The 23,891-nt window shown below is 64.5% G+C and carries 23 protein-coding genes; 7 read left to right on the forward strand and 16 right to left on the reverse strand.

Translation table 11 applies throughout. The features are described from left to right. Entirely contained in the window at positions 1–591 is a 591-nt protein-coding gene (locus WBA38_RS12870; RefSeq protein ID WP_424294749.1) for a peptide deformylase, read from the reverse strand. A 172-nt stretch (positions 592–763) separates the two neighbouring features. Here WBA38_RS12870 and WBA38_RS12875 point away from each other — a divergent pair, with 172 nt between their 5' ends. The 4 genes from WBA38_RS12875 to WBA38_RS12890 all read left to right on the forward strand — a co-directional run bounded on the left by WBA38_RS12875 (position 764) and on the right by WBA38_RS12890 (position 3,579). Then, positions 764–1,111 (forward strand): DUF3263 domain-containing protein, encoded by a 348-nt coding sequence (locus WBA38_RS12875; protein ID WP_424294751.1) that lies wholly within the window; start codon positions 764–766, stop codon positions 1,109–1,111. Positions 1,112–1,164: 53 nt separating this feature from the next. Then, a complete protein-coding gene (locus WBA38_RS12880; RefSeq protein WP_424294753.1) occupies positions 1,165–1,680 on the forward strand; it encodes a LytR C-terminal domain-containing protein in 516 nt (171 codons plus the stop codon). Between the two features lie 130 nt (positions 1,681–1,810). After that, a complete protein-coding gene (locus WBA38_RS12885; RefSeq protein WP_424294754.1) occupies positions 1,811–2,413 on the forward strand; it encodes a superoxide dismutase family protein in 603 nt (200 codons plus the stop codon). A 23-nt stretch (positions 2,414–2,436) separates the two neighbouring features. After that, complete coding sequence (locus WBA38_RS12890; RefSeq protein WP_424294756.1) at positions 2,437–3,579, forward strand: glutamate--cysteine ligase; 1,143 nt, start codon at positions 2,437–2,439, stop codon at positions 3,577–3,579. Positions 3,580–3,585: 6 nt separating this feature from the next. Here WBA38_RS12890 and mnhG read toward each other — a convergent pair whose 3' ends face one another. From mnhG to WBA38_RS12920, 6 genes are read right to left on the reverse strand one after another with little or no spacing between them, the layout of a single operon-like run. Then, the gene (mnhG, locus tag WBA38_RS12895) at positions 3,586–3,912 is read right to left on the reverse strand and encodes a monovalent cation/H(+) antiporter subunit G (protein ID WP_424294757.1); all 327 of its coding nucleotides are present in this window, start codon (positions 3,910–3,912) and stop codon (positions 3,586–3,588) included. Continuing rightward, complete coding sequence (locus tag WBA38_RS12900) at positions 3,909–4,172, reverse strand: monovalent cation/H+ antiporter complex subunit F (protein WP_424294758.1); 264 nt, start codon at positions 4,170–4,172, stop codon at positions 3,909–3,911. Before WBA38_RS12900 ends, mnhG begins: the two co-directional genes overlap by 4 nt. Next, the gene (locus tag WBA38_RS12905) at positions 4,169–4,954 is read right to left on the reverse strand and encodes a Na+/H+ antiporter subunit E (protein ID WP_424294760.1); all 786 of its coding nucleotides are present in this window, start codon (positions 4,952–4,954) and stop codon (positions 4,169–4,171) included. Before WBA38_RS12905 ends, WBA38_RS12900 begins: the two co-directional genes overlap by 4 nt. Beyond that, positions 4,951–6,570, reverse strand: coding sequence for a Na+/H+ antiporter subunit D (locus WBA38_RS12910; protein ID WP_424294762.1), 1,620 nt, complete (start codon positions 6,568–6,570; stop codon positions 4,951–4,953). Before WBA38_RS12910 ends, WBA38_RS12905 begins: the two co-directional genes overlap by 4 nt. Further along, positions 6,567–7,229: a Na(+)/H(+) antiporter subunit C gene (locus WBA38_RS12915; protein WP_424294764.1), complete on the reverse strand. Its 663-nt coding sequence runs from the start codon at positions 7,227–7,229 to the stop codon at positions 6,567–6,569. Before WBA38_RS12915 ends, WBA38_RS12910 begins: the two co-directional genes overlap by 4 nt. After that, entirely contained in the window at positions 7,229–10,138 is a 2,910-nt protein-coding gene (locus WBA38_RS12920; protein WP_424294765.1) for a Na+/H+ antiporter subunit A, read from the reverse strand. The genes WBA38_RS12915 and WBA38_RS12920 overlap by 1 nt, the downstream gene beginning before the upstream one ends. Positions 10,139–10,220: 82 nt before the next feature. On the opposite strand from WBA38_RS12920, the gene WBA38_RS12925 reads away from it, so the two are divergent. Together WBA38_RS12925 and WBA38_RS12930 are read left to right on the forward strand one after the other, a co-directional pair. Continuing rightward, positions 10,221–10,640: a hypothetical protein gene (locus tag WBA38_RS12925; RefSeq protein WP_424294767.1), complete on the forward strand. Its 420-nt coding sequence runs from the start codon at positions 10,221–10,223 to the stop codon at positions 10,638–10,640. Positions 10,641–10,775: 135 nt separating this feature from the next. After that, on the forward strand, positions 10,776–11,291 hold the full coding sequence (locus tag WBA38_RS12930; protein ID WP_424294769.1) for a hypothetical protein: 516 nt from the start codon (positions 10,776–10,778) through the stop codon (positions 11,289–11,291). A 39-nt stretch (positions 11,292–11,330) separates the two neighbouring features. On the opposite strand, the gene WBA38_RS12935 is transcribed toward WBA38_RS12930, so the two are convergent. The 7 genes from WBA38_RS12935 to WBA38_RS12965 all read right to left on the reverse strand — a co-directional run bounded on the left by WBA38_RS12935 (position 11,331) and on the right by WBA38_RS12965 (position 20,152). After that, the gene (locus WBA38_RS12935; protein ID WP_424322858.1) at positions 11,331–12,926 is read right to left on the reverse strand and encodes an acyl-CoA synthetase; all 1,596 of its coding nucleotides are present in this window, start codon (positions 12,924–12,926) and stop codon (positions 11,331–11,333) included. Between the two features lie 99 nt (positions 12,927–13,025). After that, positions 13,026–15,233: an AAA family ATPase gene (locus WBA38_RS12940; protein ID WP_424294772.1), complete on the reverse strand. Its 2,208-nt coding sequence runs from the start codon at positions 15,231–15,233 to the stop codon at positions 13,026–13,028. Positions 15,234–15,237: 4 nt separating this feature from the next. Then, entirely contained in the window at positions 15,238–16,278 is a 1,041-nt protein-coding gene (locus WBA38_RS12945) for a CDP-alcohol phosphatidyltransferase family protein (RefSeq protein WP_424294774.1), read from the reverse strand. After that, positions 16,278–17,015 (reverse strand): phosphatidylserine decarboxylase, encoded by a 738-nt coding sequence (locus WBA38_RS12950; RefSeq protein ID WP_424322859.1) that lies wholly within the window; start codon positions 17,013–17,015, stop codon positions 16,278–16,280. Before WBA38_RS12950 ends, WBA38_RS12945 begins: the two co-directional genes overlap by 1 nt. Before the next feature lie 203 nt (positions 17,016–17,218). Then, positions 17,219–17,677 carry an SRPBCC family protein gene (locus WBA38_RS12955; protein ID WP_424322860.1) on the reverse strand — a complete coding sequence of 153 codons (459 nt, stop codon included), beginning with the start codon at positions 17,675–17,677 and terminating at the stop codon, positions 17,219–17,221. A gap of 128 nt (positions 17,678–17,805) precedes the next feature. Beyond that, positions 17,806–18,921, reverse strand: coding sequence for an acyl-CoA dehydrogenase family protein (locus WBA38_RS12960; protein WP_424297587.1), 1,116 nt, complete (start codon positions 18,919–18,921; stop codon positions 17,806–17,808). Positions 18,922–18,961: 40 nt separating this feature from the next. Further along, positions 18,962–20,152 carry an acyl-CoA dehydrogenase family protein gene (locus WBA38_RS12965; protein WP_424297585.1) on the reverse strand — a complete coding sequence of 397 codons (1,191 nt, stop codon included), beginning with the start codon at positions 20,150–20,152 and terminating at the stop codon, positions 18,962–18,964. Positions 20,153–20,233: 81 nt separating this feature from the next. Between WBA38_RS12965 and WBA38_RS12970 the strand changes: the two genes are divergently transcribed. Beyond that, on the forward strand, positions 20,234–21,640 hold the full coding sequence (locus WBA38_RS12970) for an amidase (RefSeq protein ID WP_424297583.1): 1,407 nt from the start codon (positions 20,234–20,236) through the stop codon (positions 21,638–21,640). 114 nt (positions 21,641–21,754) lie between these two features. Here the strand turns inward: WBA38_RS12970 and WBA38_RS12975 are convergent, their stop codons facing one another. After that, on the reverse strand, positions 21,755–23,386 hold the full coding sequence (locus WBA38_RS12975) for a solute symporter family protein (protein ID WP_424297581.1): 1,632 nt from the start codon (positions 23,384–23,386) through the stop codon (positions 21,755–21,757). Beyond that, positions 23,383–23,760 (reverse strand): DUF485 domain-containing protein, encoded by a 378-nt coding sequence (locus WBA38_RS12980; RefSeq protein ID WP_424297579.1) that lies wholly within the window; start codon positions 23,758–23,760, stop codon positions 23,383–23,385. Before WBA38_RS12980 ends, WBA38_RS12975 begins: the two co-directional genes overlap by 4 nt. Positions 23,761–23,891 lie beyond the last annotated feature (131 nt).

Below are 23,891 nucleotides of genomic sequence, written 5' to 3' on the forward strand. Positions count from 1 at the left end.
CTAGTCGTCGTGCCCGAAGGGGTCGACGCCAGCACCGGGCAGCCACGACAGTCCAGGCCGACCCCAGCCGTTGCGCTTGATGGCCTTCTTTGCTGCGCGCGCATTGCGTCCGACTAGGACGTCCACGTACAAGAAGCCGTCCAAGTGGCCGGTCTCGTGCTGCAGCATGCGAGCAAAGAAGCCATTGCCCTCAATTTCGACGGCGTCCCCATTGCGGTCGGTTCCGACGACCTTGGCCCAGTCGGCGCGACCGGTCGGGAACCCTTCACCCGGCACCGACAGGCAACCTTCGTCGTTATCGTCCGGGTCGGGCATGGTCTCGGGGATCTCCGACGTCGTCAACACGGGGTTGATGACCTCGCCGCGACGTCGCGTCGCTCCGTCGGGGCAGTCGTACACGAACAGTCGCAAACCCTGGCCCACCTGGTTGCCAGCAAGGCCGACACCGTTGGCGGCGGCCATCGTGTCGTACATGTCGTCGAGCAGGGTGATGATCTCGGCGGACGGCTTGCCGTCAGCGTCGAGTTCCACCGGGCTCGTCGGCTGGTGAAGGACCGGTTCGCCGATGATGCAGATCGGGAGAATTGCCATGGCTGAGTATTCTACTTCGCGACACACCGGCGTTGGCTGCGGTGCGCCGTCGAGGGTTCGCCACGTCATCGTGGTTAGATGTTGGACGGAACCACACCAATGTTATTCGCCTCGTGCGGAGCTCCGGTGGTGGTTGGGGTGTAGATCAAGGTTCGGCTGTTTGAGGAGCGAAATGGACGGCGCAACTGCGCGTAGCCCAAAGGGTGACCCCACAGCTGTCGGCAACGTCAGTGACGAGGGTGTCGACCCGCATGAGGTCGGTGCCGACGGCCTCTCCCGGCGTGAGCGGGAGATCCTCAACTTTGAGCGCCAGTGGTGGAAGTTCGCCGGCTCAAAAGAAGACGCCATCAAAGAACTCTTTAACTTGTCGGCAACCCGCTACTACCAGGTACTTGGTGCGCTCGTCGACCGTCCGGAAGCTCTCGCCGCCGACCCGATGCTCGTCAAGCGGTTGCGTAGGCTCCGAGCGTCTCGCCAGAAGGCGCGTGCCGCGCGGCGTCTCGGCTTCGACATCACCTAATACTCACACCAGCCTTCGATATCCCATGAGTGCGGTGGGTTAGAGTTGCGGTGATGAATGCTGATCGTGAAACCAACCGACTGCCGCTGCGCGCGGGTGCCATGTTGCTGCTGGCGATTGCGGTCGTCTGCCTTGGGCTTGGCATCCACCAGCTGACCCTCAAAGACAACGCTCCCGACGCCGGGCTCATCGCTGCAGAGAGTTCGCAAGCTTCGGCGGAAGCCAGTGCCGGATCGCCAACCGCCGCAGCCAGCGATACCGCCACCACCAGTCCCAGCCCCACCGTTGATCCCAACGCCACCGAACTCTGCGTGCTTAACGCCGGATCGATCACCGGGTTGGCAGGCGAGGTCGGTGACGCTTTGACCAGCGCGGGATACAAGGTTGGCGAAAAGGCGAACCTCGCGAGCGCAAGCATCACCGAGAACACCATTTTCTACACCGCAGACCAGGAGGCGGAAGCCAAAAAGGTCGCCGAATCAGTTCCGGGTGGGGCAGCGTTGACCGCTCGGCCGGACCAATTCACTCGCTGCCCCGGTGCGATTGCGGTCGTCGTGGTGAGCCGGTAGCACGCGAGCCGGGTGGACCGGTCATAATCATTGACGAGTAATAACGAACAACACATGGTGAATACGGCAACTCTCGCGGCAGGCTCAAGCCCAGCCAGCCGAAGTGCCAGCCGACGTAAAAGGAGCACACATGACCGTCCGTAGCAGCAACCGCGCTTCGACTGTCCGAGTCGTTGCGGTACTCGCGGCGGCTGGCGGCGCAGCCCTCGCCCTCGCAGCTTGCACCCCCAACGAGCACGCAACCGACGTTCCCGGCACGACGCCGGCCGTTGTCACCGGCGACCAAGTGGTGCCGGGCGAAGTGGTGAATGCCGACGGCATTCCCAATACCGCGCAGGCTGGCGCGACCACCCTCTTCGACAAAGAGGGCAACCGCGTTGGATTCGTGAGCTTCACCCAGGAGGACGACGCCGTGCAGGTTTCGGCGCGCGTCTCGGGAGTTAAGCCCGGTGTTCACGGTCTGCACATCCACACGGTCGGCAAGTGTGAGGCGTCGACTAACTTCACCTCAGCGGGCGGTCACTACCAGGCACCGGGTCGTACGGCAATGCCCGAAACCGGCGACCTGATGAACATGAACGTCCTCAAGAACGGCACCGCCACCGGTACCTACACCACCGATGCCTTCACCGTGCAGGAGATTCGCGGCAAGGCATTGATCTTGCACGACGTCGCTGAAGACGGTGCTGATGCTCCCCGCGTGGCCTGCGGCATCATCTCGCAGACCCGCTAGTTAGCAATCGGGGGGACCAATTGGTGACGATTCCGGCAGAGATCGTCTTCAACGGCTCTGCGGGACCGACTCTTGGCGTCGAATGGGAACTGGCCCTGGTCGACAAGACCACCCGTGACCTGAGGAATGCCGCCGACGATCTTTTCCGGCTCATCGACGTCCGTACTGGCTGCGACGGTGGGAAGGGGACCGGAAAGATCCATCGGGAGTTGCTCCGCAACACCGTTGAGTTGGTGACCGGGATCTGTCACACGGTTGGTGAAGCGATGGACGATCTCGGCGGCTCGCTCGAGATTGTCCGCGAGATCGGTGACGAGATCGGCGTCGACCTGTTCGGAGCCGGTACCCACCCATTTGCGGAATGGTCTGCGCAGCAGTTGTCGGAGGGGCACCGGTACGCGGAACTCATCGAACGCACCCAGTGGTGGGGTCGACAAATGTTGATCTGGGGCGTGCACGTGCACGTCGGGATCGATGACGGCAGGAAGGTGCTGCCGATCATCTCGTCGCTGCTGAAGTACTACCCGCACCTGCTGGCGGTGTCGGCATCGTCGCCGATGTGGGTTGGTCGCTCCACCGGTTACGCAAGCAATCGCGCCATGATGTTTCAGCAGTTGCCGACGGCCGGGCTGCCCTTCCAGTTCCAGCAGTGGAGCGAGTTCGAGCACTTCATTCACGATCAGAAGAAGACTGGCATCATCGACCACCTCAACGAAGTGCGGTGGGATATCCGACCGTCGCCACACTTGGGAACCATTGAGGTCCGGGTGTGCGACGGTGTGTCGAACCGTCGGGAACTGGCGTCGATTGTTGCGCTGACCCACTGCCTTATCGTCGACTTGGATCGCCGTCTGACCGCCGGAGAGACCCTCCCGCACATGGCCCCGTGGCTGGTTCAAGAGAATAAGTGGCGCGCCGCTCGCTACGGCCTGGACGCGATCATCATTCAGGACGCCGACTGCTCCGAACGCCTCGTCACCGACGACCTCGCCGACCTTCTGGTTCGGCTGGAACCGGTGGCCGCGTCGTTGGGCTGCCTGGAAGAACTGGGCGGGATCGCCGACATCATCGCTGGCGGCGCTAGCTACCAGCGGCAGCAGCGGGTCTTCGCCGAAACGGGTGACCTTAACGCGGTCGTCGACTCTGTGGTCAACGAACTGTCGTAGCTGTGGCTATCGGCCGTCGGCCAATTCGTCCTCGTCGAGGACACTCTCCCCGAGCGACTGCTCGCGGTAGACCAGTCGGCCCACGCGTTGGGCGACGACGGGTGCGGTGATGAGCGTAAAGAGACCGGTCAAGACGAGCATGCCGCCGTCGGGGTGGCCGTCGAGCTTGATGTATGTCCCCATCAGTACGAGGATCATGCCGAACGTTTGCGGCTTCGTCGCCGCGTGCATGCGGCTGAGGGTGTCGGGGAATCGGACGATCCCGATGGCCGCAGTTAACGCCAGCAGCGAACCGCTCAGAATGAAGACGGCGGCGATCACGTCGCGGATCATTGCTGATCGTCCCGGACTCGGAAGCGGGCAACGGCAATCGAACCGAGGAAGCCGACCAAACTCAGGGCGACGATGGCCGGCACGACCGTCGTATCCAGCGTGTACGCCACCCACACGGCGAGGCCGCATGTTGCGAGGGCAATGATGGCGTCGACGCCGACCAGACGATCGAGGGTCGAGGGGCCGCGGAGAGTGCGGTAGCCGGTCAGCAAGACGGCCGTGAGAATCATGCAGGCACTGATGGCCCAGACGATGGTCATCGGGACTCCTTTCGTGCACGTTCGGCGTCCGCCACGCGTTTGCGGTCGGCGAACGGTACGTGATGGTAGTCGTCGTCGATGCCGTGGAACGGGCTGGGACGCCACTCGTCGTCACGTTCGAAGGTCTTGATGAACTGCCGCTCGACGTAGGCCATCTGCTTAAAGAATTCGTCGATCGAGCTACGTTTGCGGACGTCAAAGACATGGATGTACAGCATCCGGGCGGCCTGATCGATCTCGACGACCATGGTTCCCGGAACCAAGTTGATGTAGTCGACCGCCAAGGTCAGCACGAGGTCGGACTTGATGGCCACATGCACTCGCACGACTGCACCGAGTGGCGGTGGGCCCGGTTTGATTGACGCCCACGCGACCTGGGCGCTGGAGATAAAGAAGTTGACGATCAAGGTGGCGGCGAGTTTGAGCGCCGACAGAATATGGAATCGACCTTCGACGGGCACTCGCGGCAGCGGCAACAGGACCATCACCAGGGCCGCGATCACCGCGCCCATGATGATGTTGCCCCAGGTGATGTCGCCCCACAGCAGCACCCAAACAAAGGTCAGCCAGGCGAAGCCCCACAGTCGGAGGGCCAGTCCCCGGAGTGAGCCGCCCGACCACTGCGGGGCGCGCAGATGGTCGTTGAGCCATGCGTAGACACGGATGACAGTCGAGGCAACGACGAGGAAGGCGACGCGCCACAGGTTGGTGAAGAAGGCGGCGACCGGCCCCTTGTTAACCGGTTTGACGTGCGGGCGATCGGGGAATGGCGTGTTGCTCATCGCTGTCCTCCCACGGGCTCGTGCAGTACCGATTGGATGTAGTGCTCCCGGTTGATGACGCCGTCGGCGGCGTCGCCGGTGAAGGCAAACATGGGTCCGCCCCAGACGGTGAGGGCCAGTCCGGCGGCCACCATCGCCATGGTAGGAACGACCATCGCGATGGGCATCCGTCCGACATCCTCGCGCTCGGCGAGCTGGACGTCGGTGCCCTCTTCAATGAGCGCGGAGGCGGTACTCGATGCGAGGTCGCCCTCGGGGGCGTCGGCGCGGGCCCGCCAAAAGGCCTTCGTCCAAATGCGGGCCATCACGTACAGGGTCAACAGGCTGGTGATGACCGATCCGGCAACCAGCAGCCAGGCGAGTACCGAGCCGTCCTGCGCGCCAGCCTCAAGGAGCGCGACCTTGCCGATGAACCCGGAGAACGGCGGGATGCCGCCGAGATTGAGGGCGGGGATGAGGAAGAGTGCGGCCAGCAGCGGGCTGGCGATGAGGCCGCCGAGCCGTCGCAACGACGACGATCCGGCTTGTCGTTCGATGAGCCCGACGACCAAGAACAGGGTGGTCTGCACCAGGATGTGGTGGGCGACGTAGAAGATGGCGGCCGAGGTTGACAGGGCGGATCCGACGGCGATACCGAAGACCATGTAGCCGATATGGCTCACCAACGTGAACGACAACAGTCGTTTGATGTCCGACTGCGCTATCGCACCGAAGATACCTATCAGCATGGTCAGTAGGCCAGCGATCATTAGGACGTTGTCCATGGACCCGCCGGGGAACAGCAAGCTATGCGTGCGGATCAGCGCATACACGCCAACTTTGGTGAGCAAACCCGCGAACACGGCGGTGACGGGTGCCGGTGCCGTCGGATACGAGTCCGGTAGCCACGTCGACAGCGGGAACACCGCGGCCTTAATGCCGAACGCCACCAGCAGGACGGCGTACAGGGCGTTGCGCGTGCCGGACGGTACGTCGTCGAGCCGGACGGCCATCTCAGCGAGGTTGAGGGTGCCGGTCGTCGAGTAGGCGAAAGCGATGCCCGCCAAGAAGATCAGCGACGACACCATCGACACCATGATGTACGACGCACCCGCGCGGACCCGGTCGGCGGAAGCGCCAAGCGTCAGCAGAACGAAGCTCGCGGCGAGGAGCACCTCGAATGACACGTAAAGGTTGAACAGGTCGCCAGCGAGGAATGAGTTGCAGACGCCAGCGGTCAGGATCAAGTAGCTCGGCAGGAAGATCGACACCGGCTGTTCGGTGGTGCCGTCCCGGATGCCCTGTCCGATGGCGTAGACAACGACGCACAGGAGCACGATCAACGAGATCACCAGCATGAGCGCGGCGAGCCGGTCGACGACCAAGGTGATGCCGAGCGGGGTGCCCGCCAAGCCGCGGTCGCCCCAGCCCCCGATATTCACCGCGAAGGTGCCGTTTTCTCTGGTGAGGAACAACATCAGGGACGACGCCGTCAGCGCGATGGCGATGGCACCGACGCTGACGAGCCGCTGCAGGTGGGGGCTGCGCGCAGCGAGGAGGGTCACCGCGGCGGCAAGCAGCGGTACCAATGTCGGCAGCACGATGAGGACGGAAATCCAGGAGGGATTCGGGATCATCGAATCACCCCCGGGTTGGCGGGGTCCGCAGGGTCGGTGTCATCGGGGTCAGTCGGCATTTCGTCGCCGTCATCGGGGAGGTCGTCGAGCACGTGCGCGTCCTCTGGCATGAGGTCCGGTTCGTGGACGTTGATGTGTGCGGCGATGAATTGATCCGGTGTCAGCGGGTTGCCGTACTTGTCGAACAGGTCGCCAACCACCGTGTCTGCCCCGGTCTGGGGGTCGTCGCTGCGGTCGCGGTCGGGGAACAATTCCGGCGTGGACGTCGCGATCTTGATGTCTTCCTCATCGTCGCCGAGTTCGTCATCGGCGGGCATTTCGCTGCCCGGCGGCAGTTCGGCGTCGGCCTGCTGATTGATCTGGAACAGCCGGTAGGTCAGGGCCAAGATGAACGCTGCGATGCCGAGGGTGATCACGATTGCCGTCAGCACCATGCCTTGGGCGAGGGGGTCGGCGTCAAAGCTCTGGCCGGTCGACTCTCGTCCGCGAATCGGCGGATGACCCGGCTCACCAGCCAAAATGATGATCAGCAGGTTCAATGAGTTGCCGACGAGCAGGAGCCCAAACAGCATGCGGACCAGACTGCGTTCGGTCAGCAGGTAGACGCCCGCCGACGCCATGACGCCGATGAGTATGAGGAGTCCGAGGTTCACGGCCATCACTGCACCTCCGCTGTCTCGGTGGCGGGGGCATCGGGGCTTTCGCCCGCGTCATCGTCATCGCCCGCGTCATCGTCGGGTTCGTCGAGACGAGCGCCGAGGCTCCGGAGAATATCGAGGACCAGGCCAACCACAATGAGGTAGATGCCGAGGTCGAAGAACAGGGCGGTCACCAGTTTTACGTCACCGAAGATCGGCAGCGTCATCTTGAAGACCGCGGACGAGAGGGCCGGTGCCCCGAGGAACAACGACGTGGCCGCGGTTGAAGCCGAGATAGCCAGGCCGGCTCCGAGGATGGTGCCGGCTTCGACGCGGATCGCTTCGCCGAGTTCGTAGCGTCCGCCAGCCAAGTACCGCAGCACCAACGCCAGGCCCATCACAAGGCCGCCGGCAAATCCGCCGCCCGGCGCATTGTGACCGGCAAAGAAGAAGTAGACCGACAGGACCACCAGCGTCGGGAACACGAGGCGGGTTGTCGCTTCCAAGATCAGCGAGCGCTGCGAAGGGTCGCGCATCTCGCTGCCGCGCAGCCAGGTGGTGCGGGAGTTGCTGAAGTCGTCGTCGTTGCGGCGTTCGGCGAGCGCCGACTCGGTCGCCCGCGGGACCAAGCCGAACCGGCGATTGCGGAACAACATGGACGCGACACCGGTCGCCGCAACGATCAGCACCGACACTTCGCCAAGGGTGTCCCAGGCGCGGATGTCGACAAGCAGGACGTTGACGGCGTTGGCACCGTGACCGAACTCGTACGCTGCGTCGGATAGGTACACGTGCAGTGGTTCGACGGAGCGAGCAGCGGAGGCATACAGGCCGATCACCACGAGCATCGCGCCGAAGGCGACCGAGATGATGATGCGGACGGTACGGTGACCGGTCTTCATCGCCGACGATGCCTCGGACGGGAGCTTACGCAAGACCAGCACAAACACCACCAGCGTCAGGCTCTCGACCAAAAACTGGGTTAGCGCGAGGTCGGGGGCGCCATACATGGCGAAGAGGGCACCGCAGCCGTAGCCGGTGAGGCCGAGGGTTAGCAGACCTGCGAGACGGTTGCGGAGGACCGCGGTGGCGATGGCTGCGGCAGCCATCAACAGACCAATGACGATCTCTTCGGAAGTGTCGAAGCCCCGAATGTGTAAGGTCTGCCTGCGGCCGAGGAAGAGGGCAGCAATCGGGAGCAGCACGGCGGTGGTCAGGATGACGCCCTGCGTAATGGGTAGGGAACCGCGCTGCGTGTTTCGCGTAACCCACAGCGACATGCTGTCGGCGGATCGGAGCGTGCGGTCGTAGATCCGGTCGGCATTGAGGCGCGGCGGATGAACGAAGATGTGGGCGCGCAGCTTCCGCAAGATAAGGAACAGGGCGGTGCCCGCGACAACCACGATGATCGAGAAAACGACCGGCAGGCCGAACCCGTGCCACTGCGCGAGGTGTTCCAGGTCGTGGCCGTAGGCGGGAAGCGTCTGAGCGTACGGCTCGAACAGTCCGCCGACCCATCCGGCGGCAACCGCTGCGACCACGCCTGCCGCCGACAACACGGCCGGTGGCACCAGGAACATCGGAGTCGGCTGCTCAAGCTGGGCGACGGCGCGGGTGGGGAGCCTGCGCACCTTCCGGCCAAACGCGCCCCACAGGAAGCGGGTGGTGTAGGCGAAGGTGATGACCGAGCCGATCAGCAGCACGATGGTGACCAGATGCCGCACGGTCGGCGGTAGGGCCTCGGTGTCCCAGACGCTGGCGAACGCGGTCTCCTTGCCGACAAACCCGAGTGTGAACGGCAGTCCGGCCATGCTGGCCCCGGCCACCGCTGCGATGGTGGCGAGGAGTGGTAGCCGGTGTCCAAGTCGGGCCAACTGACGAATGTCGCGGGTTCCGGTGGAGTGATCGATGATGCCGACGACCATGAACAGGCAGGCCTTGAACATAGCGTGCGCGACCACCATCGCCAGGCCAGCCATCGCAACGTTGGCGTCGCCGATACCGACGAGCACGACGATGAAGCCGAGTTGGGAGACGGTGCCAAAGGCGAGGATCAGCTTGAGGTCGAGTTCGCGGAGGGAACGCCAGCCGCCAATCAGCATCGTCATTAAACCGAGGCCGATAACAAGGACCTGCCAACTGATCAACGGTGCGAACGCCGGTGCCAGGCGGGCCACCAGGTAGACGCCGGCCTTCACCATGGCCGCGGCGTGCAAGTAGGCGCTGACCGGCGTCGGGGCGGCCATCGCGCCGGGGAGCCAGAAGTGGAACGGCACGATGGCCGACTTCGATAGCGCGCCAATCAGAATCAGTACGACGGCAACGTCGACGAATATCCCGGCGGCGGGCGGGTTGGCGACGAGGTCGGAGAGCAGGTAACTGCCGGTTCGTTCGCCGAGCATGATGAGGCCGACGAGCATTGCCAGTCCGCCGAAAGTGGTGACGAGCAGGGCTTGCGTGGCGGCCCGCCGGGACGTGGCGCGGACACCGTAGAAGCCGACGAGCATAAATGACAGGACCGTCGTGGCTTCCCAGAAAACGTACATGACCAGCGTGTTATCGCTGACGACGAGGCCGAACATGGCGCCGGCGAAGGCGACGAGTTCGCCGCCGAAAACTGAGACACGTCGTCGCATCTCGTCGAAGTAGTTCGCGCAGTAGATCAGAACGAGGGTGCCGACACCGAGGATCAGGACGGACATCACGGCGGCGAGGGTGTCGAACCGCAGCACGATATCCATGCTCAGGCTGGGGATCCACTCGACGGTCTCTACGCGGGGTTGGCCCGGTGTGGGCCAATGCGTGGCCACCCATGCCAAACCTGCGGCCGGGGCGAGTGCGAGAACGTAGAAGCCGCGGGAGCCCAGGGCCTTAATGATCGGTGGCGAAGCGAGCGCGCTGAGGAACAGTGCGATCAATACCACGATCAAAATGGCACTCCGGCTGGTGTCGAGAACGGATGGGCGGGGTGTCGCAGCGACGACGCGCTGGTTCTACCTTACCGTTTTGGGTATGAGGAACTTTCGCAGGCTGCTGCTGGTAGCGCTGATCGTGATGTGCATTGGCAGTGTCCTTGCCGCGTGCGGTGACGACAAGCAGGCCGCGCCGCCGGGCGTCGCCCTGCCCGGCGACTTCCCGCTGTCGGATGTTCCGCTGGTGGATGGGAACGTCCTGACCGCATCGGGTGAGTCACCGAAGTGGCAGGTCACGGTGCAGGGCAAGGCTGCGGACGGCAACGCATTCACCAATGCGGTCAGCAAGTTGACGGACGCCGGGTATCAGGAATCGTCGCGTGTTGACGACCCGCAATCCCGTTCGGTGTTGCTGAGCAAAGACGTCGGCGACAAGCAGTTGTGGGTCAACGTCGGCCTGTCGGCCAACGCTTCTTCCGGTGCCTCGACGGTGATCTACCAGATCAGTCGCGCTGGCTAACCAGTCGCCGACCAATCTTGTGGGGGAGTGATGGCAGGAGGTCAGCAGGCGGTTTCCAGGGAGTTCACAGCGAGGGTCGGTTACCTGGTAGCTAACGGGCGACGAGGATGTTGCCCTTGACGCAGAGGATCCGAAGTGACCACTCCCCACGACCCGACTAACGACCCGTCCGACGAGAATGGACCCGACCCCGCAGCGCAGCCGGTCGACGAGCAGCCCACCGACGCGATTCCCGCAGCCGAACCGGCGGTGCCGCCGGCTGCAGCCGCGCCAGCACCGCCTGTGCCGCCGACACCGCCCACAGCGGCCGTACCGGTCAACGACACGAAGCGGAAGTGGCTGTGGGCCGGAGCGGGTGTCGGTGCACTCGCCTGCCTGGGCCTGGCTTTCGGGCTCGGCTACATCACCGGCGATCAGACCGGTCATCACGGCGAGCGTGGAAACCATCACCGCATGGACGAGCGCGGCCACATGAACCGCGGCGGCCAGGAGATGCCCGGACAAGAGTTCGGCCGGGGCCGCTGGCGCATGGCGCCGCCGGAGCAGGGACAACAGAATCCCAATCAGCAGAACCCGCAACAGCAGACGCCCGGTCAGCAGACGCCCGGTCAGCAAACCCCGACCAGCACCGTCCCCAGCATTCCGGGTTAAGCCTTCGGGTTAAGCCTTCGGGTTAGGTCTCCGTCAGCGTCAGGCCCTCTCGGAGAGGCCTTCGTGAGCCACGCGGAGGTCCTTCTTGAGGATCTTTCCTGACGGGTTCTTGGGGAGCGCATCGGCGAAGACCAGGTACTTCGGCCGTTTGTAGGCTGCCAGAACACTCTCCACGTGGGTGTTCACCTGATCTTCAGTCAGGTTCACTCCGTCCTTCGGCACAACCACCGCGGCCACCGCCTCGATCCATTTCGGGTGGGGAACGCCGAATACTGCGACCTCGGCAACACCGTCGAGAAGGTAGATCGCCTCCTCTACCTCGCGGGAGGCGACATTCTCGCCACCGGTCTTGATCATGTCCTTTTTGCGGTCGACGACAGACAGGTAGCCCTCGGCGTCGATGATGCCGAGGTCGCCGGAGTGGAACCAGCCTCCGGCAAACGCGGCGGCGGTCTTCTCGTCGTCGCGGTAGTAGCCAAGGCACGCGTGCGGACTGCGATGCACAATCTCGCCGACTTCACCGGTGGGTACCGGATTCCCCTCGTCGTCGACGACCATCGTCTCCACGTTCAACGATGCCCGACCCGCCGATCCCGCGCGCTCCATCTGCTCGTGGGGTTGCAGGATCGTGGCCAGCGGTGACATTTCGGTCTGCCCGTAAAAGTTCCAGAGGTCCACCTCGGGCAGACGGCGGCTGATCTCGCGAAGCACCTCGACCGGCATGGCGGAAGCACCGTAGTAGCCCTTGCGCAGGGACGACAGGTCCCGGGCATCAAAATCCGGGTGGCGCAGGAGTGAAATCCACACGGTCGGCGGGCAAAACAGCTTGGTCGCACCGTGGTTTTCGATGGCAGCCAGAACGGAAGCCGGGTCCGGGCTGGGCAAGATAATGCTCGTCGCTCCGAGGTACACGTCGACCGATAGGAAGCAGTCGAGTTGGGCGCAGTGGTACAGCGGGAGCGAATGAATCTCGATATCGTCGGCGCTCATACCGCCGTCGACGATGCACGAAACATATTGCGAAATCAGGGACTTCGACGACAGCAGCACGCCCTTCGGACGTGATTCGGTACCGGAGGTGAACATCATCCGCACGGGGTCGTCGTCGCCGACGGCCACCTGCGGTGCCGCCGCATCGGGATGTGCGATCCAATCGGCGACATCCTCCCAACCGTCCGTCGCTGAGTCGGTGAGCTTGATGGCGCCTCGTATGGCGTCGATCCCGGCTGTGTCGATCGCCGCCCCGACAGTCGGTGTCAGGGCGTCCTCGGCGACGACAATGCTTGAGCCCGAATGGCTGAGGATGAACGCGATTTCTTCGGCACCGAGGCCAAAGTTGATGGGAACCAACACCACACCGAGGCGGGCCGTCGCGAACCCGAGCACGACGAACTGCCAGCAGTTATGGCTCACGAGCGCCAGGCGGTCGCCCTGGGCGAGGCCGCGTTCTGTGAGCGCATTGGCGCATCGGTTCACGGCTTCGTCGAACTCGGCGAACGTCAGCGTGGTGTCGCCGTTGATGATGGCGGTTTTGGATGGCGTGCGGAGTGCGGTTCGGCGCAGCAGGTCGCCGATCGTGTACGACCGCGCGGTGGCGACGGCAGCGGTGGTCTCTGGACTAAATCCGGTGGTCACGATCTCTCCTTGCAGAAATTACTTGGGTCTCCTAGTAATTCGTACAGGGGTCGGCCGATCCGCGAGGCAGTTTGGCGCAGTTCTTAACGGCCGGGCACGCTACTCGGCGCGACGCTGCGCGTACGCCTCGAGTTCAGCGACCTGAACCGGATCCAGCGATGGACGTACAGACTCGCGTGCGGTCGCGACATCGTCGGCGGTCACGGTCACGGCGTCGATGTCCCGGCGCATCGCAGCCAGGGCCGCCTCGCGCAGCAGTGCCGAACAGTCGGCAGCCGAATAGCCGTCGAGTTCTGCAGCCAGGGCCGCCAAGTCGATGTCGGCGAGGGGCACGTTTCGCGAGGCGGCGCGCAGGATGTCGGCGCGGGCTTCGGCGTCCGGTGGCGGCACAAAGACCAGGCGTTCGAGCCGACCGGGCCGCAGGAGTGCCGGGTCGATCAAGTCGGGGCGGTTGGTGGCTCCGAGAACGACGACGTCGGTGAGGGGTTCGGCGCCGTCGAGTTCGGTCAGCAGGGCGGCCACCACGCGGTCGGCGACGCCCGAATCGGTGGATCCGCCGCGACGCGGGGCGAGAGCGTCGACCTCGTCGAGGAAAATCATGGACGGTGCGCTCTCGCGGGCCCGCGTGAACAGATCGCGGACGGCCCGCTCAGATGAGCCGACCCACTTGTCGAGCAACTCGGCACCCTTGACGCTGTGGACCGACAGTTTGCCGGAAGCAGCGAGTGCGCGAACCACGAAGGTCTTGCCGCAGCCGGGCGGCCCGTAGAGCAGCACACCGCGCGGGGGTTCCACACCGAGTCTGGTGAAGGTGTCGGGGTGCTGCAGCGGCCACAGGACAGCTTCGGTGAGTGCCTGGCGGGTCTCGACCATGTCGCCGACATCGTCGAGCGTGATCGATCCCAGTGCCACATCCGGTGACCCCAAGCGCGACGCGGGGCGGACCACACCGAGAGCTTCGATGAGGTCTTCGGTGCGCAAGGCAGGGGGTTCGTCGTCGCGGGTAGCGCGGGTCGCGGCCCGTAGCGCGGCATCGCGAATCAGGGCGGCGAGGTCGGCGGCGACAAATCCCGGGGTGCGCGAGGCGATCTCGTCGAAATCGATACGACCATCGGTCGGCGCGTCCGATGCGATCGCGTGCAGCAGACGAGAGCGTTGAGCGGCGTCGGGCAGGCCGATCCGCAGTTCGCGGTCGCACAGGTCGGGTTCGCGGAGTCGGGAGTCGAGGTCGCCCGGATCGGACGTGGTGGCCATGAGGGCGACCGTGCCATCGGCGATGCCATCGCGCAGGTCTTGCAAGATCAGCGACGCCACGGGATCGGCGGTGCCGGGGAGCAGTTTGTCGATGTCGGTAATGAGCAGGACGCCACCGTCAGAGAGCTGGGCGAGGGCGTCTTGGACGGCGCCGCGGCGCGGCTCGGCGGTCAGCGCACCAACCGAGGGGCCATCGACTTCGGCGAGTGGACGGCCTTGGCAGACCGACCGCACGACCGTCGCCTTCCCGACCCCGGTCGGACCGGAAACCAGCACGCCGAGGCGTGGCGCGGCCCCAAGTTTGCGGAGCACATCGGGGTTGTCGAGGTTCACCTCGAGCCACTCGGTGAGACGAGCGACCTGGGTGTCAACGCCCACCAGGTCGGAGGTCGGGCGCACCGACCTCGGAGCCGGGGGCTGCGTCGAACCGTCACCGGTCGAGGTTTTCCCGGTGGCCGCAGGCGTCGAATCCCGTCGACCAGCGGTGATCGGCGCGTCGCCGGTGTGCCACAAGACTGCCGAATTGGTTTGCACACTGACCGGGCCCGCCGGCACGGTTTCGGTGATCGTCAGCAACTCGTTGGTCCAGGTGATCCCGACCGAGCGGGCCAGCGACGCGGTGGCTTTGGACGCCGACAGTTCCGGTCCGAGGTCTCGGGGCAGCAGTGAGACGGTGTCGCCAACGCTCACGACCTTCCCCAGGAGTGCCCGTCGCAAGGTCGGTTCTGTGATGGAGACAGTGGTCAGTGCCGAGCCCTGGACGCTCACGCGCGTCGCGCCGTGAACTACCACGGGTGCCACCACGACCTGCTCATTCTCGCGAATCCCGAGGTTCGAGAAGGTGAGCTCGTCGAGCTGGATCAGGCCCGTCGGTGCGCTGGCGGACGTCGCGGCGACCACCGCGGAGGTGACGCGCGCACCGGTGAGTTGAACGGCATCCCACTCGCGCAACGACAGCGCGACGAGGACTTCGGGATGCACACGCACGATGCCGCGTCGAGAGTCGGCTGCGGCGATCTGCAGTCGCGCGGTCAGGGTCAGCGATGGCGTCATCTTCTCAGTCCTCGGGTGGACCCTGCGGGCGCCGCAGACCCAGACGCGCCGTTGACGGGGCACGACCGCCGCGCGCGGGCATACCGCGACGGCGGGTTCCGGCCGCGACGGCCTGCCTGCGTTCGTCACGGCGTTGTAGGCGCCGGTCGCGGGCCGGTGCTTCCCAGTGCTCGGGGTGTGCGGCGGCCCACCGTTGGGTGCGCCACGCGAACGGAATATGCACCAGATAAACCACCACGATGATGATCATCAGCAGGTAGGGGAAGGTGAAGAGCAGGGCGGCGGCTGCGGCGACGATGAAGAGAATGCCGGCCAGCGCGCTGGGGCGAATATTGGCGCCCTTCAGCGACAGGGTCGGGACGCGGCTAACGGCGAGGAGTCCGATAAACACCATCCACGCGCCGACGGCGGGCACGGACGACCACCATCCGCTCCCGAAATGCTGCTCGAGGCCGATCGGCAACAGGGCCATGACGGCGGCGGCCGGAGCCGGAACGCCGACGAAGTAGTCCTTCGTGTATCTGGGCGCGTTGTCGTCGTCGAGCAGGGTGTTGAACCTGGCGAGCCGCAGCACGATGGCCACGCAATACAGGAGTGCCAAGATCCAGCCGAAGTCTTGGGCCGCCGACGACGATGCGTCACGGAGCACGACTGCGTACACGATTAGCGCGGGCGCGACACCGAAGTTGATCGCATCGGCGAGCGAGTCGACTTCGGCACCGATCTTGGTTGACGCATCCATCAGCCGAGCCACGCGGCCGTCGAGGCCGTCAAAGACCGCGGCTAGCACCAGCAGTCCCATCGCGAGGTCAACCTGGCCGACGTCGGCGGACCGCACGGCAGTCAGGCCAGCGCAGATCGCGAGGATGGTCAGCGTCGACGGCACGATCATCCGGCCGGCGCGGGCCGATCGGGAGGCGCGTGAGCGTGCCGATCTGGGGTCCGAAGAGGCGGTGGGGTCGGACAGCGAGTTGTCTACGGTACGGCGCAACGAACGCTTGCGCGGGGTCACCGAAGGGCTGCGCAGGGCCCGGATGCGGGCCATCAGCGTCCCGACTTCTGCACTGCAGGCAGCTGTCCCAGGATGGTTTCGGCACCAACGGCGCGCTGTCCGACGGTCACCTTCAGTTCGGTGCCTTCCGGGAAGTACACGTCGACGCGGGAGCCGAATCGGATGAGACCGTAGGTGTCGCCGATCGTCAGCTGGTCACCGGGTGCCGGGTCGCAGACGATGCGTCGAGCGATCAGTCCGGCGATCTGCACGACACCGATCCGGGGGCCGGATGCGTCGGCACCAGCCGCGATGGTCATCGCGGTGCGTTCGTTTTCGCTGCTTGCTTCCGGCAGGTCGGCTGAGAGGAACTTGCCGGGGGTGTGCTGCACGGACAGGACTCGGCCCGAGATCGGGACTCGCTGAACGTGGACGTCGAATACCGACAGGAAGGTAGAAACGCGGGGGAGCGGTTTGTCGCCGAGGCCCAGTTCGGGCATCGGGATCGCCTCGTCGACGAGAGCGATGGTGCCGTCGCCCGGTGCTACGACGAGGCCGTCGCCGGTCGGAGGTACGCGGCTGGGGTGGCGAAAAAACAGGGCCGATGCGCCCGCAAGGGCCATGGCGGGACGCGAAATCCAGGGGTGCTTGCGGCCGAGGACCGCGACTGCGGCCGGTCCGACGACGAAGGGGAGTCCCTTCGGGTGCAGTGGCGGGACCGTTTCGCGAAACAGGTCGACGAGGTGGGCAAGGCCTTCGCGGTCGTCGGGTTGGGCGGGACGTCGAGCCACCGGTTCTGCACTCCTAGATAGAGGTCGCCGTCCCGAGGTAATCGGGCTTGGCGGTAGTGGTGTCGAGTTTAATCGCCCGCGGGGCGAGCACCGCATCGTGTGGCCTACCGCTGGTCACGAAAATAGTTTTCCCCGCCCGGCGTTGACGGGGTCGCAGGCGACCACCGCCGGTGCTGAGCGGGGAAAACTCTGGCAGGAAGCGACTATGCCTGGGCGGCGCGCTTGATCTTGCCGAGCGTCTCGCGGATCCCCTCGGCGAGCTCGGCCTCAAAAGAGGTTTCGCCTCCGAAAACCTTGTCTACCAGGGTCGATGACAGCTTTGTGGTCTGGCCGCCCGCCGCAGTGCGGCTTTCGGTCAGCTGCACGCCGGCGTCGGTCGGGGTGATCTTGAAAGCCCACACTGTCTTGTTTTCGGCGATCTTGAAAGCAAGCTCTTCGTTCGGCTTGAAGGTGACGACCTTCGACCGCGTCGGCCATACGAGGGCGCCGCTGCGGTTGATGTTGAACGTCTTGGTGCCCAACTTCACGTCGCCGCCGAAGATAAACATCTTCTTGCACTGCGGACTCCACTCGCCCATGCGGCGCAGATCGCTGATGACCGACCAAACCTGTTCCGGCGTGGCCGCGATTTCGACGGAGTCTTCGATCAGAGTTGTAGCCATAGTTTCCTCCTTGGCGGTTGCCGTCCCACAGACGGCAAGTGCGTCCCGCGCGTTACGGAACAGTGCTGCCGGTCACTCTAGTGCATGTGACGCAAGGTCACACCTTCTAGGGTGGCTGGCAAGCGCGGTTACTCGACGACCACCATGTCGTAGTCGGCGACCGCACCCGACAGGCGCTGCAGATGACTGTCCGCATCGCCCAGCGTGTGACTGATCGCGGTCAACCTGCTCACGTAGTGCGCCACCGGGTACTCGGCGGTCATGCCGATACCGCCGTGCATCTGGATAGCTTCCTCTCCGATGTGCTTTCCCGAGCGTGCGGCTTGCAACCGGGCACGCGAGGCAATCGTCGGATCGAAGCGGTCGTCGGACAGTGCCGCCGTCGCGAAAACGCTCAGGCTGCTGGCCAATTCCAGCGACACGTACATGTCGGCGGCGCGGTGCGTCAGGGCCTGGAAAGTCGAGAGCGTGACACCGAACTGCTTGCGGGTCTTGAGGTATTCGGTGGTCATCGTCAGGCACGAGCGCATCGCGCCCACAGATTCCGCCGTCAAGGCGGCTTGGGTGTAGACCTCGACGTCGTTGATGACGGCGGTTGCATCGCCCGAACCGAGGCGAGTGGCGGCAGCGCCGTCGAAGGTAATTTGTGCGCCACGGCGACGGTCGTGGGTGCGGTAGCCAGTGCGGGAAACGCCATCGGCAGCGGCGTCGACCAAGTAGAGGCCAACTTCCCCGGCCTCATCGCGCGCCGAAACCACCAGCGTGTCGGCAGAATGGCCTGCCGGGACCAACGACTTGGTTCCGGTCAGAGCGCCATTCGCGAAGGCCGTTTCGACGGCATACGACGGCCAGCGGTCGCCGTTCTCGTGATGGGCAAAAGCCAACAGACGCTCGCCCGACGAGAGGCCCCCGACGATGTCGGCGCGGACATCGGCGTCGGCCGTCTTGGCGACCAGGAGGCCGGGCACCACCACCGCGTCGAGGAACGGTTCGGGCGCGATCGACGCACCAAACTCCTCCATGACGGGGGCGAGTTCTTCGGCTCCGGCACCGGTGCCGCCATCGGCCTCGTCGAACACCAAGCCCAAGATGCCGATCTCGGCGAGCGAGTTCCACACGCCGCGATCCCAGCCGAGTTCGGTGTCGGTGACGGCGCGCAGGGTCTCAATGTCGTACTTCTTGGTCAGTACTTCGCGAACGGTGTCGCGCAGCATGACCTGTTCTTCGGAAAGTTCAAATTCCATGGGTAATCCTTAACTCAAGTCTGGTCGGCGGCAGCCGCAATTACAGGCCGAGCACGGCCTTATCGATGATCTGACGCTGCACTTCCGATGACCCGCCGTAGATCGTCACCTTGCGGTAGTTGAGGTACTGCGGCGTTGCTCGCTGTGCCCAGTCGGGGCTCGAAATGTCTGCTGGCTCGTCGGCACCGTCGATGCCGGAAACCGGGAGGGAGTCCGGGCCCGCGATGTCGGCAAGCAACTCGGTGGCGGCCTGCTGCAACTCCGAGCCGCGGAGCTTCAGCAACGACGACGCCGGGTTCGGCTTACCGTCGCTCGATCCGGCGACCACCCGCAACTGCGTCACCTCGAGCGCCAGGAGCTCGTTCTCCAGGGCCGCGAGACGGGCGGCGAACAGCGGGTCGTCGAGCAGGGTTCCCTGCGGGGTGCGGGTGGCCTTGGCCAATTCCTTGGCTTGTGCAACCTTCGTCTTGGTCCACCCGATGCGGGCGATGCCGGACCGCTCGTTGCCCAAGAGGAACTTGGCGATCGTCCAACCAATGTTCTCCTCGCCGACCATGTACTCGGCCGGGACGCGCACGTTGTCGAAGAAGACCTCGTTGACCTCGTAGCTGCCGTCAATTAGCTGGATGGGTCGCAATTCCACGCCGGGACTATCCATCCGGAACAGGAAGAAGCTAATACCTGCCTGCTTCTTGGCGTCCGGATCGGTGCGGGCGAGGCAGAAAATCCACTCGGCGAACTGACCGAGCGTGGTCCACGTCTTCTGTCCGTTGATGATGTAATGATCGCCGTCGCGAACGGCGCGCGTCTTCAGAGACGCCAGGTCGGAACCGGCTTCGGGCTCGGAGAATCCTTGGCACCACCAGATGTCGAGGTTCGCGGTCTTCGGGAGGAACTCTTCTTTCAGCTTCTGTGAACCGAATGCGGCGATCACCGGGCCCACCATGCCCGCGTTGAACGGCAGAAGGTCGGGCACAAAGTTCAACGCCATCTCTTCGCGCCAAATGTGGTGCTGGATCGGCGTCCAATCTTGACCGCCCCATTCGACCGGCCAGTGCGGGACGGCGTAGCCACCCTTGTTGAGAGCCTGAGTCGTGGTGATCAGATCGTCCGGGTAATTAAGGGCCCCTGCCTTGGATCGCTCACGGATCTCCGCCGGAATCTCGGTCGTGAAGTACGTCCGGAGTTCCTGGCGGAAGGCTTCTTCTTCTGGTGTGAATTGCAACTGCATGTCAGTAGTCTTACCTGTTGATGTGTGTCGCCGTACAGCCTTGCCCGTTCCGCGGGGCGCCTGTCGGTTACGGTGAGCGCCATGTTGCATGTGCATGCGTTCACCGATGATTGCCTGGGCGAGCTCGATGCCGTGGGTGTTGCCCAATCGATCGCGGCGGGAGAAATCTCGCCGACCGAGGCGGCAAAAGCCGCGCTGGCCCGGATCGATGTCGTCGAACCCACCCTCGGGGCGGTGGCCTACGACGACCGCGAGCGGGCCCTCGCACGCGCGGCAACGGGAGACTTCGGCGGCGCTTTCGCCGGCGTGCCGTCGTTGATCAAAAACAACACCCAGTTTGAGGGCATCCCCACGTTGTACGGGTCGGCCGCGCCGGCGGTCGTACCTGCTGCGGCGAACGAACCGGTTGCCGACGAACTGGTCGCGACGGGGTTGAACATTCTGGGGGCGACGACAATGCCAGCGTTCGGGTTGACGGCGACAACGGAGTTTGCGGACCGGGCTCCGACGCGGAATCCGTGGAACACCGATTTCTCGTCCGGGGCGTCGTCGGGCGGGGCGGCAGCGCTGGTGGCGTCGGGTGCGGTGCCCATCGCGCACGGCAACGACGGTGGCGGCTCCATTCGGATTCCGGCCGCGGCGTGCGGGCTCGTCGGATTGAAGCCGACCCGAGGTCGGGTAGCGCAGTCTGCGCAGATGAAGGGCATGCCGATCGACCTGGTCAGCAATGGCGTCTTGACCCGCACGGTTCGCGACACGGCGCATTATTTTGCCGACCTGGAACGTCAACGTCGGGTGGATTCGTTGCCGCCGATCGGGCTCGTCGAAGGTCCGGGAACCAAACGGTTGCGGGTCGCGATGTTGAATGCGCCGCTGACGGGCCGCCTGTTGGATGCGGATACGAGCCGCGCGTTGGATGCCACCGTCGAACTGTTGGAGTCGTTGGGCCACCGGGTGACGACGATTCCGATGCCGATTGACCGGGCCTACATCAACCAGTTCACCGACTACTGGGCGCTGATGGCGTTCGGCATTGAACGGCTGGGTGCGCAGTCGATTGGAAAGGGTTTCGACCGGTCGAAGGTGGATCCGTTCACGAAGGGACTGTCGTCGCGGTTCATGAAGCGCTTCTACCGCTTGCCGAGCTCGATCATGGGGCTGAAGCGCGCGAACAAGGCCTTCCACGCGATTTTCGACAACTTCGACGTCGTCTTGTCGCCGACCCTCGCGCATGCGGTCCCGGAGATCGGCCACCTGGATCCGAGCGGCGACTTCGACGAGATTTTCGCGCGCCTCATCGACTACGTGGCCTTCACTCCCGCCAACAACACCAGCGGCGGTCCCGCCATCACGGTGCCGCTCGGCCAGGGTTCCAACGGCGTCCCGGTGGGCATCCACTTCTCGTCCGGCCTCGGCGACGAACGAACCTTGCTGGAATTGGCGTTCGAACTCGAGGCGGCGAAGCCGTTCGCGCGGATCCAGGACTAGCCCCACCGTCGCTCCGCTCCTCCTGTTCTCGCATGATGCGTCAATTCCCGCACTACGTCTGACGTAGTGCGGGAATCAACGCATCATGCGAGAACGTGAAGGCGAGTGGCACTCCTAGTGGGAGAGGGCTCCTTCCGCGCCGACGCCGGTGAGGGAGCGGACTTCCATTTCGGCGTTGCGGCCGGGTTCGCCATGATCCTTCGACGACAGCGTGCCGACGATGCCGAGGATGAAGGCCAGCGGGATGGAAATGATGCCGGGGTTCGACAGCGGGAACCACGCGAAATCGGCACTCGGGATCATGGCCTTCGGTCCACCGGAGACGGCGGGCGAGAAGATGATCAAGAGGATGCACGAGGCGAGACCGCCGTACATGCTCCACAGGGCGCCACGAGTGTTGAAGCGCTTCCAGTACAGCGAGTACAGGATGGTCGGCAGGTTTGCCGACGCGGCGACGGCGAACGCCAGCGCCACCAGGAAGGCAATGTTCTGGCCGTTGGCGAGAATGCCCAAGATGATGCTCAGCACGCCAAGGACCACAATGCACTGGCGTGAGACGCGCACCTGATCGTCTTCGCTCGCCGTGCCGCGCTTGATCACCGAGGCGTAAATATCGTGGGCGAACGACGCCGAGGCGGTGATGGCCAAACCAGCGACAACCGCCAGGATCGTTGCGAAGGCGACGGCCGAGATCACGCCCAGCAAAACGGTGCCACCGAGTTCGAGAGCCAGCAGCGGTGCGGCCGCATTTTCCTTGCCCGCGGCAGCCATGATGCGGTCCGGTCCGACCAGCGCCGCGGCGCCGTAGCCGAGAACCAGCGTGAACAGGTAGAACGCACCGATCAGCGAGATCGCCCAGACCACCGAACGGCGGGCTTCCTTGGCGGTCGGAACCGTGTAGAAGCGCATCAGGACGTGCGGCAGTCCTGCGGTACCGAGGACCAGAGCCAGGCCGAGCGACAGGAAGTTGATCTGTGAGGTCACCGACCCGCCGTACTGTGCACCGGGTGCCAGGACGTCACGAGCAGCAGTCTTGGCGTCCGACGACCCGCTCATCGCGGTCTGCGCGTCGCCCATGATGGTCGACATGTTGAAGCCAAACTTGGCGAGCACGAGGAAGGTCATGACGCCGGCACCGATAATCAGCAGGACCGCCTTGATGATCTGCACCCAGGTGGTGCCCTTCATGCCGCCGATGAGGACGTAGGCGATCATCAGGACACCGACGATGGCGATAACGATGGACTGACCGGTGCGGTCGTGGATGTTGAGCAGCAGCGCGACGAGGCCGCCGGCACCCGCCATCTGTGCAAGCAAGTAGAACAGCGAGACGACGAGCGTCGACAGTGCGGCCGCCATGCGGACGGGGCGCTCATGGAGTCGGAAGCTCAGGACGTCGGCCATCGTGAACCGGCCCGTATTTCGGAGGAGTTCGGCGACCAGCAGGAGTGCGACCAGCCAGGCGACCAGGAAACCGATTGAGTAGAGGAAGCCGTCGTAGCCGTAGACGGCGACAGCGCCCGCGATGCCTAGGAAGCTGGCGGCCGACAGGTAGTCACCCGCGATAGCGACGCCGTTCTGCGGCCCGGTGAAACCGCCACCGGCGGTGAAGAACTCGGAGGCGGAGGCATTCTTCCGGTTGGCGCGAATCACGACAACCATGGTTACGGCGACGAAGGCAATGAAGATGGCGATATTGATGGTCGGGTTACCGACGTTGGATTCGGCCAACACGTTGGTGGTCACGCGATCTCACCTGCTTCGCGGGCGTAGGTGCCGTTGGCGAAGTTGTCACGAACCACTTCTGCCTTGGGGTCCAGATCACGTCCCGCGAAGCGGACGTACAGGAAGGTAATGCCGAATGTGGTGACGAACTGCAGCAAACCCAGCAGGAGCCCGACGTTGATGTTGCCCCACACGGGAGTGCCCATGAAGTCGTGGGCGAAAGCGCCGAGGATGACGTAGGTGAAGTACCAAAGGAGGAAGAAGACCGTCATCGGGAATACGAACCGGGTCAGGGTCTTGCGCAGTTGCGCAAACTCCGGACTGGCTTGCGCGGCGAGGAATGCGTCCTGCGACGGACTCACATTCGCGTCCGCGGCTTGATCTGTGGTGGTCACGATCGCTCCTTCTCTGAAGTGGACTGGCAGTACAAACTGCTTCAAAGCATGAGTGAGAGGACGGTCACAACGAAAGCGATCTGTGATTGAGGCGACAGACTGGGGGCCTCGTGCGATTAACGGTGCGTGCT

The sequence above is a fragment of the Gordonia sp. (in: high G+C Gram-positive bacteria) genome (assembly GCF_049647785.1).
Lineage (GTDB): Bacteria > Actinomycetota > Actinomycetes > Mycobacteriales > Mycobacteriaceae > Gordonia.

Coding starts and splice junctions, on each gene's coding strand:
- WBA38_RS12870 (WP_424294749.1), bottom strand. CDS start 591: ATGGCAATTCTCCCGATCTGCATCATCGGCGAACCGGTCCTTCACCAG.
- WBA38_RS12875 (WP_424294751.1), top strand. CDS start 764: ATGGACGGCGCAACTGCGCGTAGCCCAAAGGGTGACCCCACAGCTGTC.
- WBA38_RS12880 (WP_424294753.1), top strand. CDS start 1,165: ATGAATGCTGATCGTGAAACCAACCGACTGCCGCTGCGCGCGGGTGCC.
- WBA38_RS12885 (WP_424294754.1), top strand. CDS start 1,811: ATGACCGTCCGTAGCAGCAACCGCGCTTCGACTGTCCGAGTCGTTGCG.
- mnhG (WP_424294757.1), bottom strand. CDS start 3,912: ATGATCCGCGACGTGATCGCCGCCGTCTTCATTCTGAGCGGTTCGCTG.
- WBA38_RS12900 (WP_424294758.1), bottom strand. CDS start 4,172: ATGACCATCGTCTGGGCCATCAGTGCCTGCATGATTCTCACGGCCGTC.
- WBA38_RS12905 (WP_424294760.1), bottom strand. CDS start 4,954: ATGAGCAACACGCCATTCCCCGATCGCCCGCACGTCAAACCGGTTAAC.
- WBA38_RS12910 (WP_424294762.1), bottom strand. CDS start 6,570: ATGATCCCGAATCCCTCCTGGATTTCCGTCCTCATCGTGCTGCCGACA.
- WBA38_RS12915 (WP_424294764.1), bottom strand. CDS start 7,229: ATGGCCGTGAACCTCGGACTCCTCATACTCATCGGCGTCATGGCGTCG.
- WBA38_RS12925 (WP_424294767.1), top strand. CDS start 10,221: ATGAGGAACTTTCGCAGGCTGCTGCTGGTAGCGCTGATCGTGATGTGC.
- WBA38_RS12940 (WP_424294772.1), bottom strand. CDS start 15,233: ATGACGCCATCGCTGACCCTGACCGCGCGACTGCAGATCGCCGCAGCC.
- WBA38_RS12945 (WP_424294774.1), bottom strand. CDS start 16,278: ATGGCCCGCATCCGGGCCCTGCGCAGCCCTTCGGTGACCCCGCGCAAG.
- WBA38_RS12955 (WP_424322860.1), bottom strand. CDS start 17,677: ATGGCTACAACTCTGATCGAAGACTCCGTCGAAATCGCGGCCACGCCG.
- WBA38_RS12960 (WP_424297587.1), bottom strand. CDS start 18,921: ATGGAATTTGAACTTTCCGAAGAACAGGTCATGCTGCGCGACACCGTT.
- WBA38_RS12965 (WP_424297585.1), bottom strand. CDS start 20,152: ATGCAGTTGCAATTCACACCAGAAGAAGAAGCCTTCCGCCAGGAACTC.
- WBA38_RS12970 (WP_424297583.1), top strand. CDS start 20,234: ATGTTGCATGTGCATGCGTTCACCGATGATTGCCTGGGCGAGCTCGAT.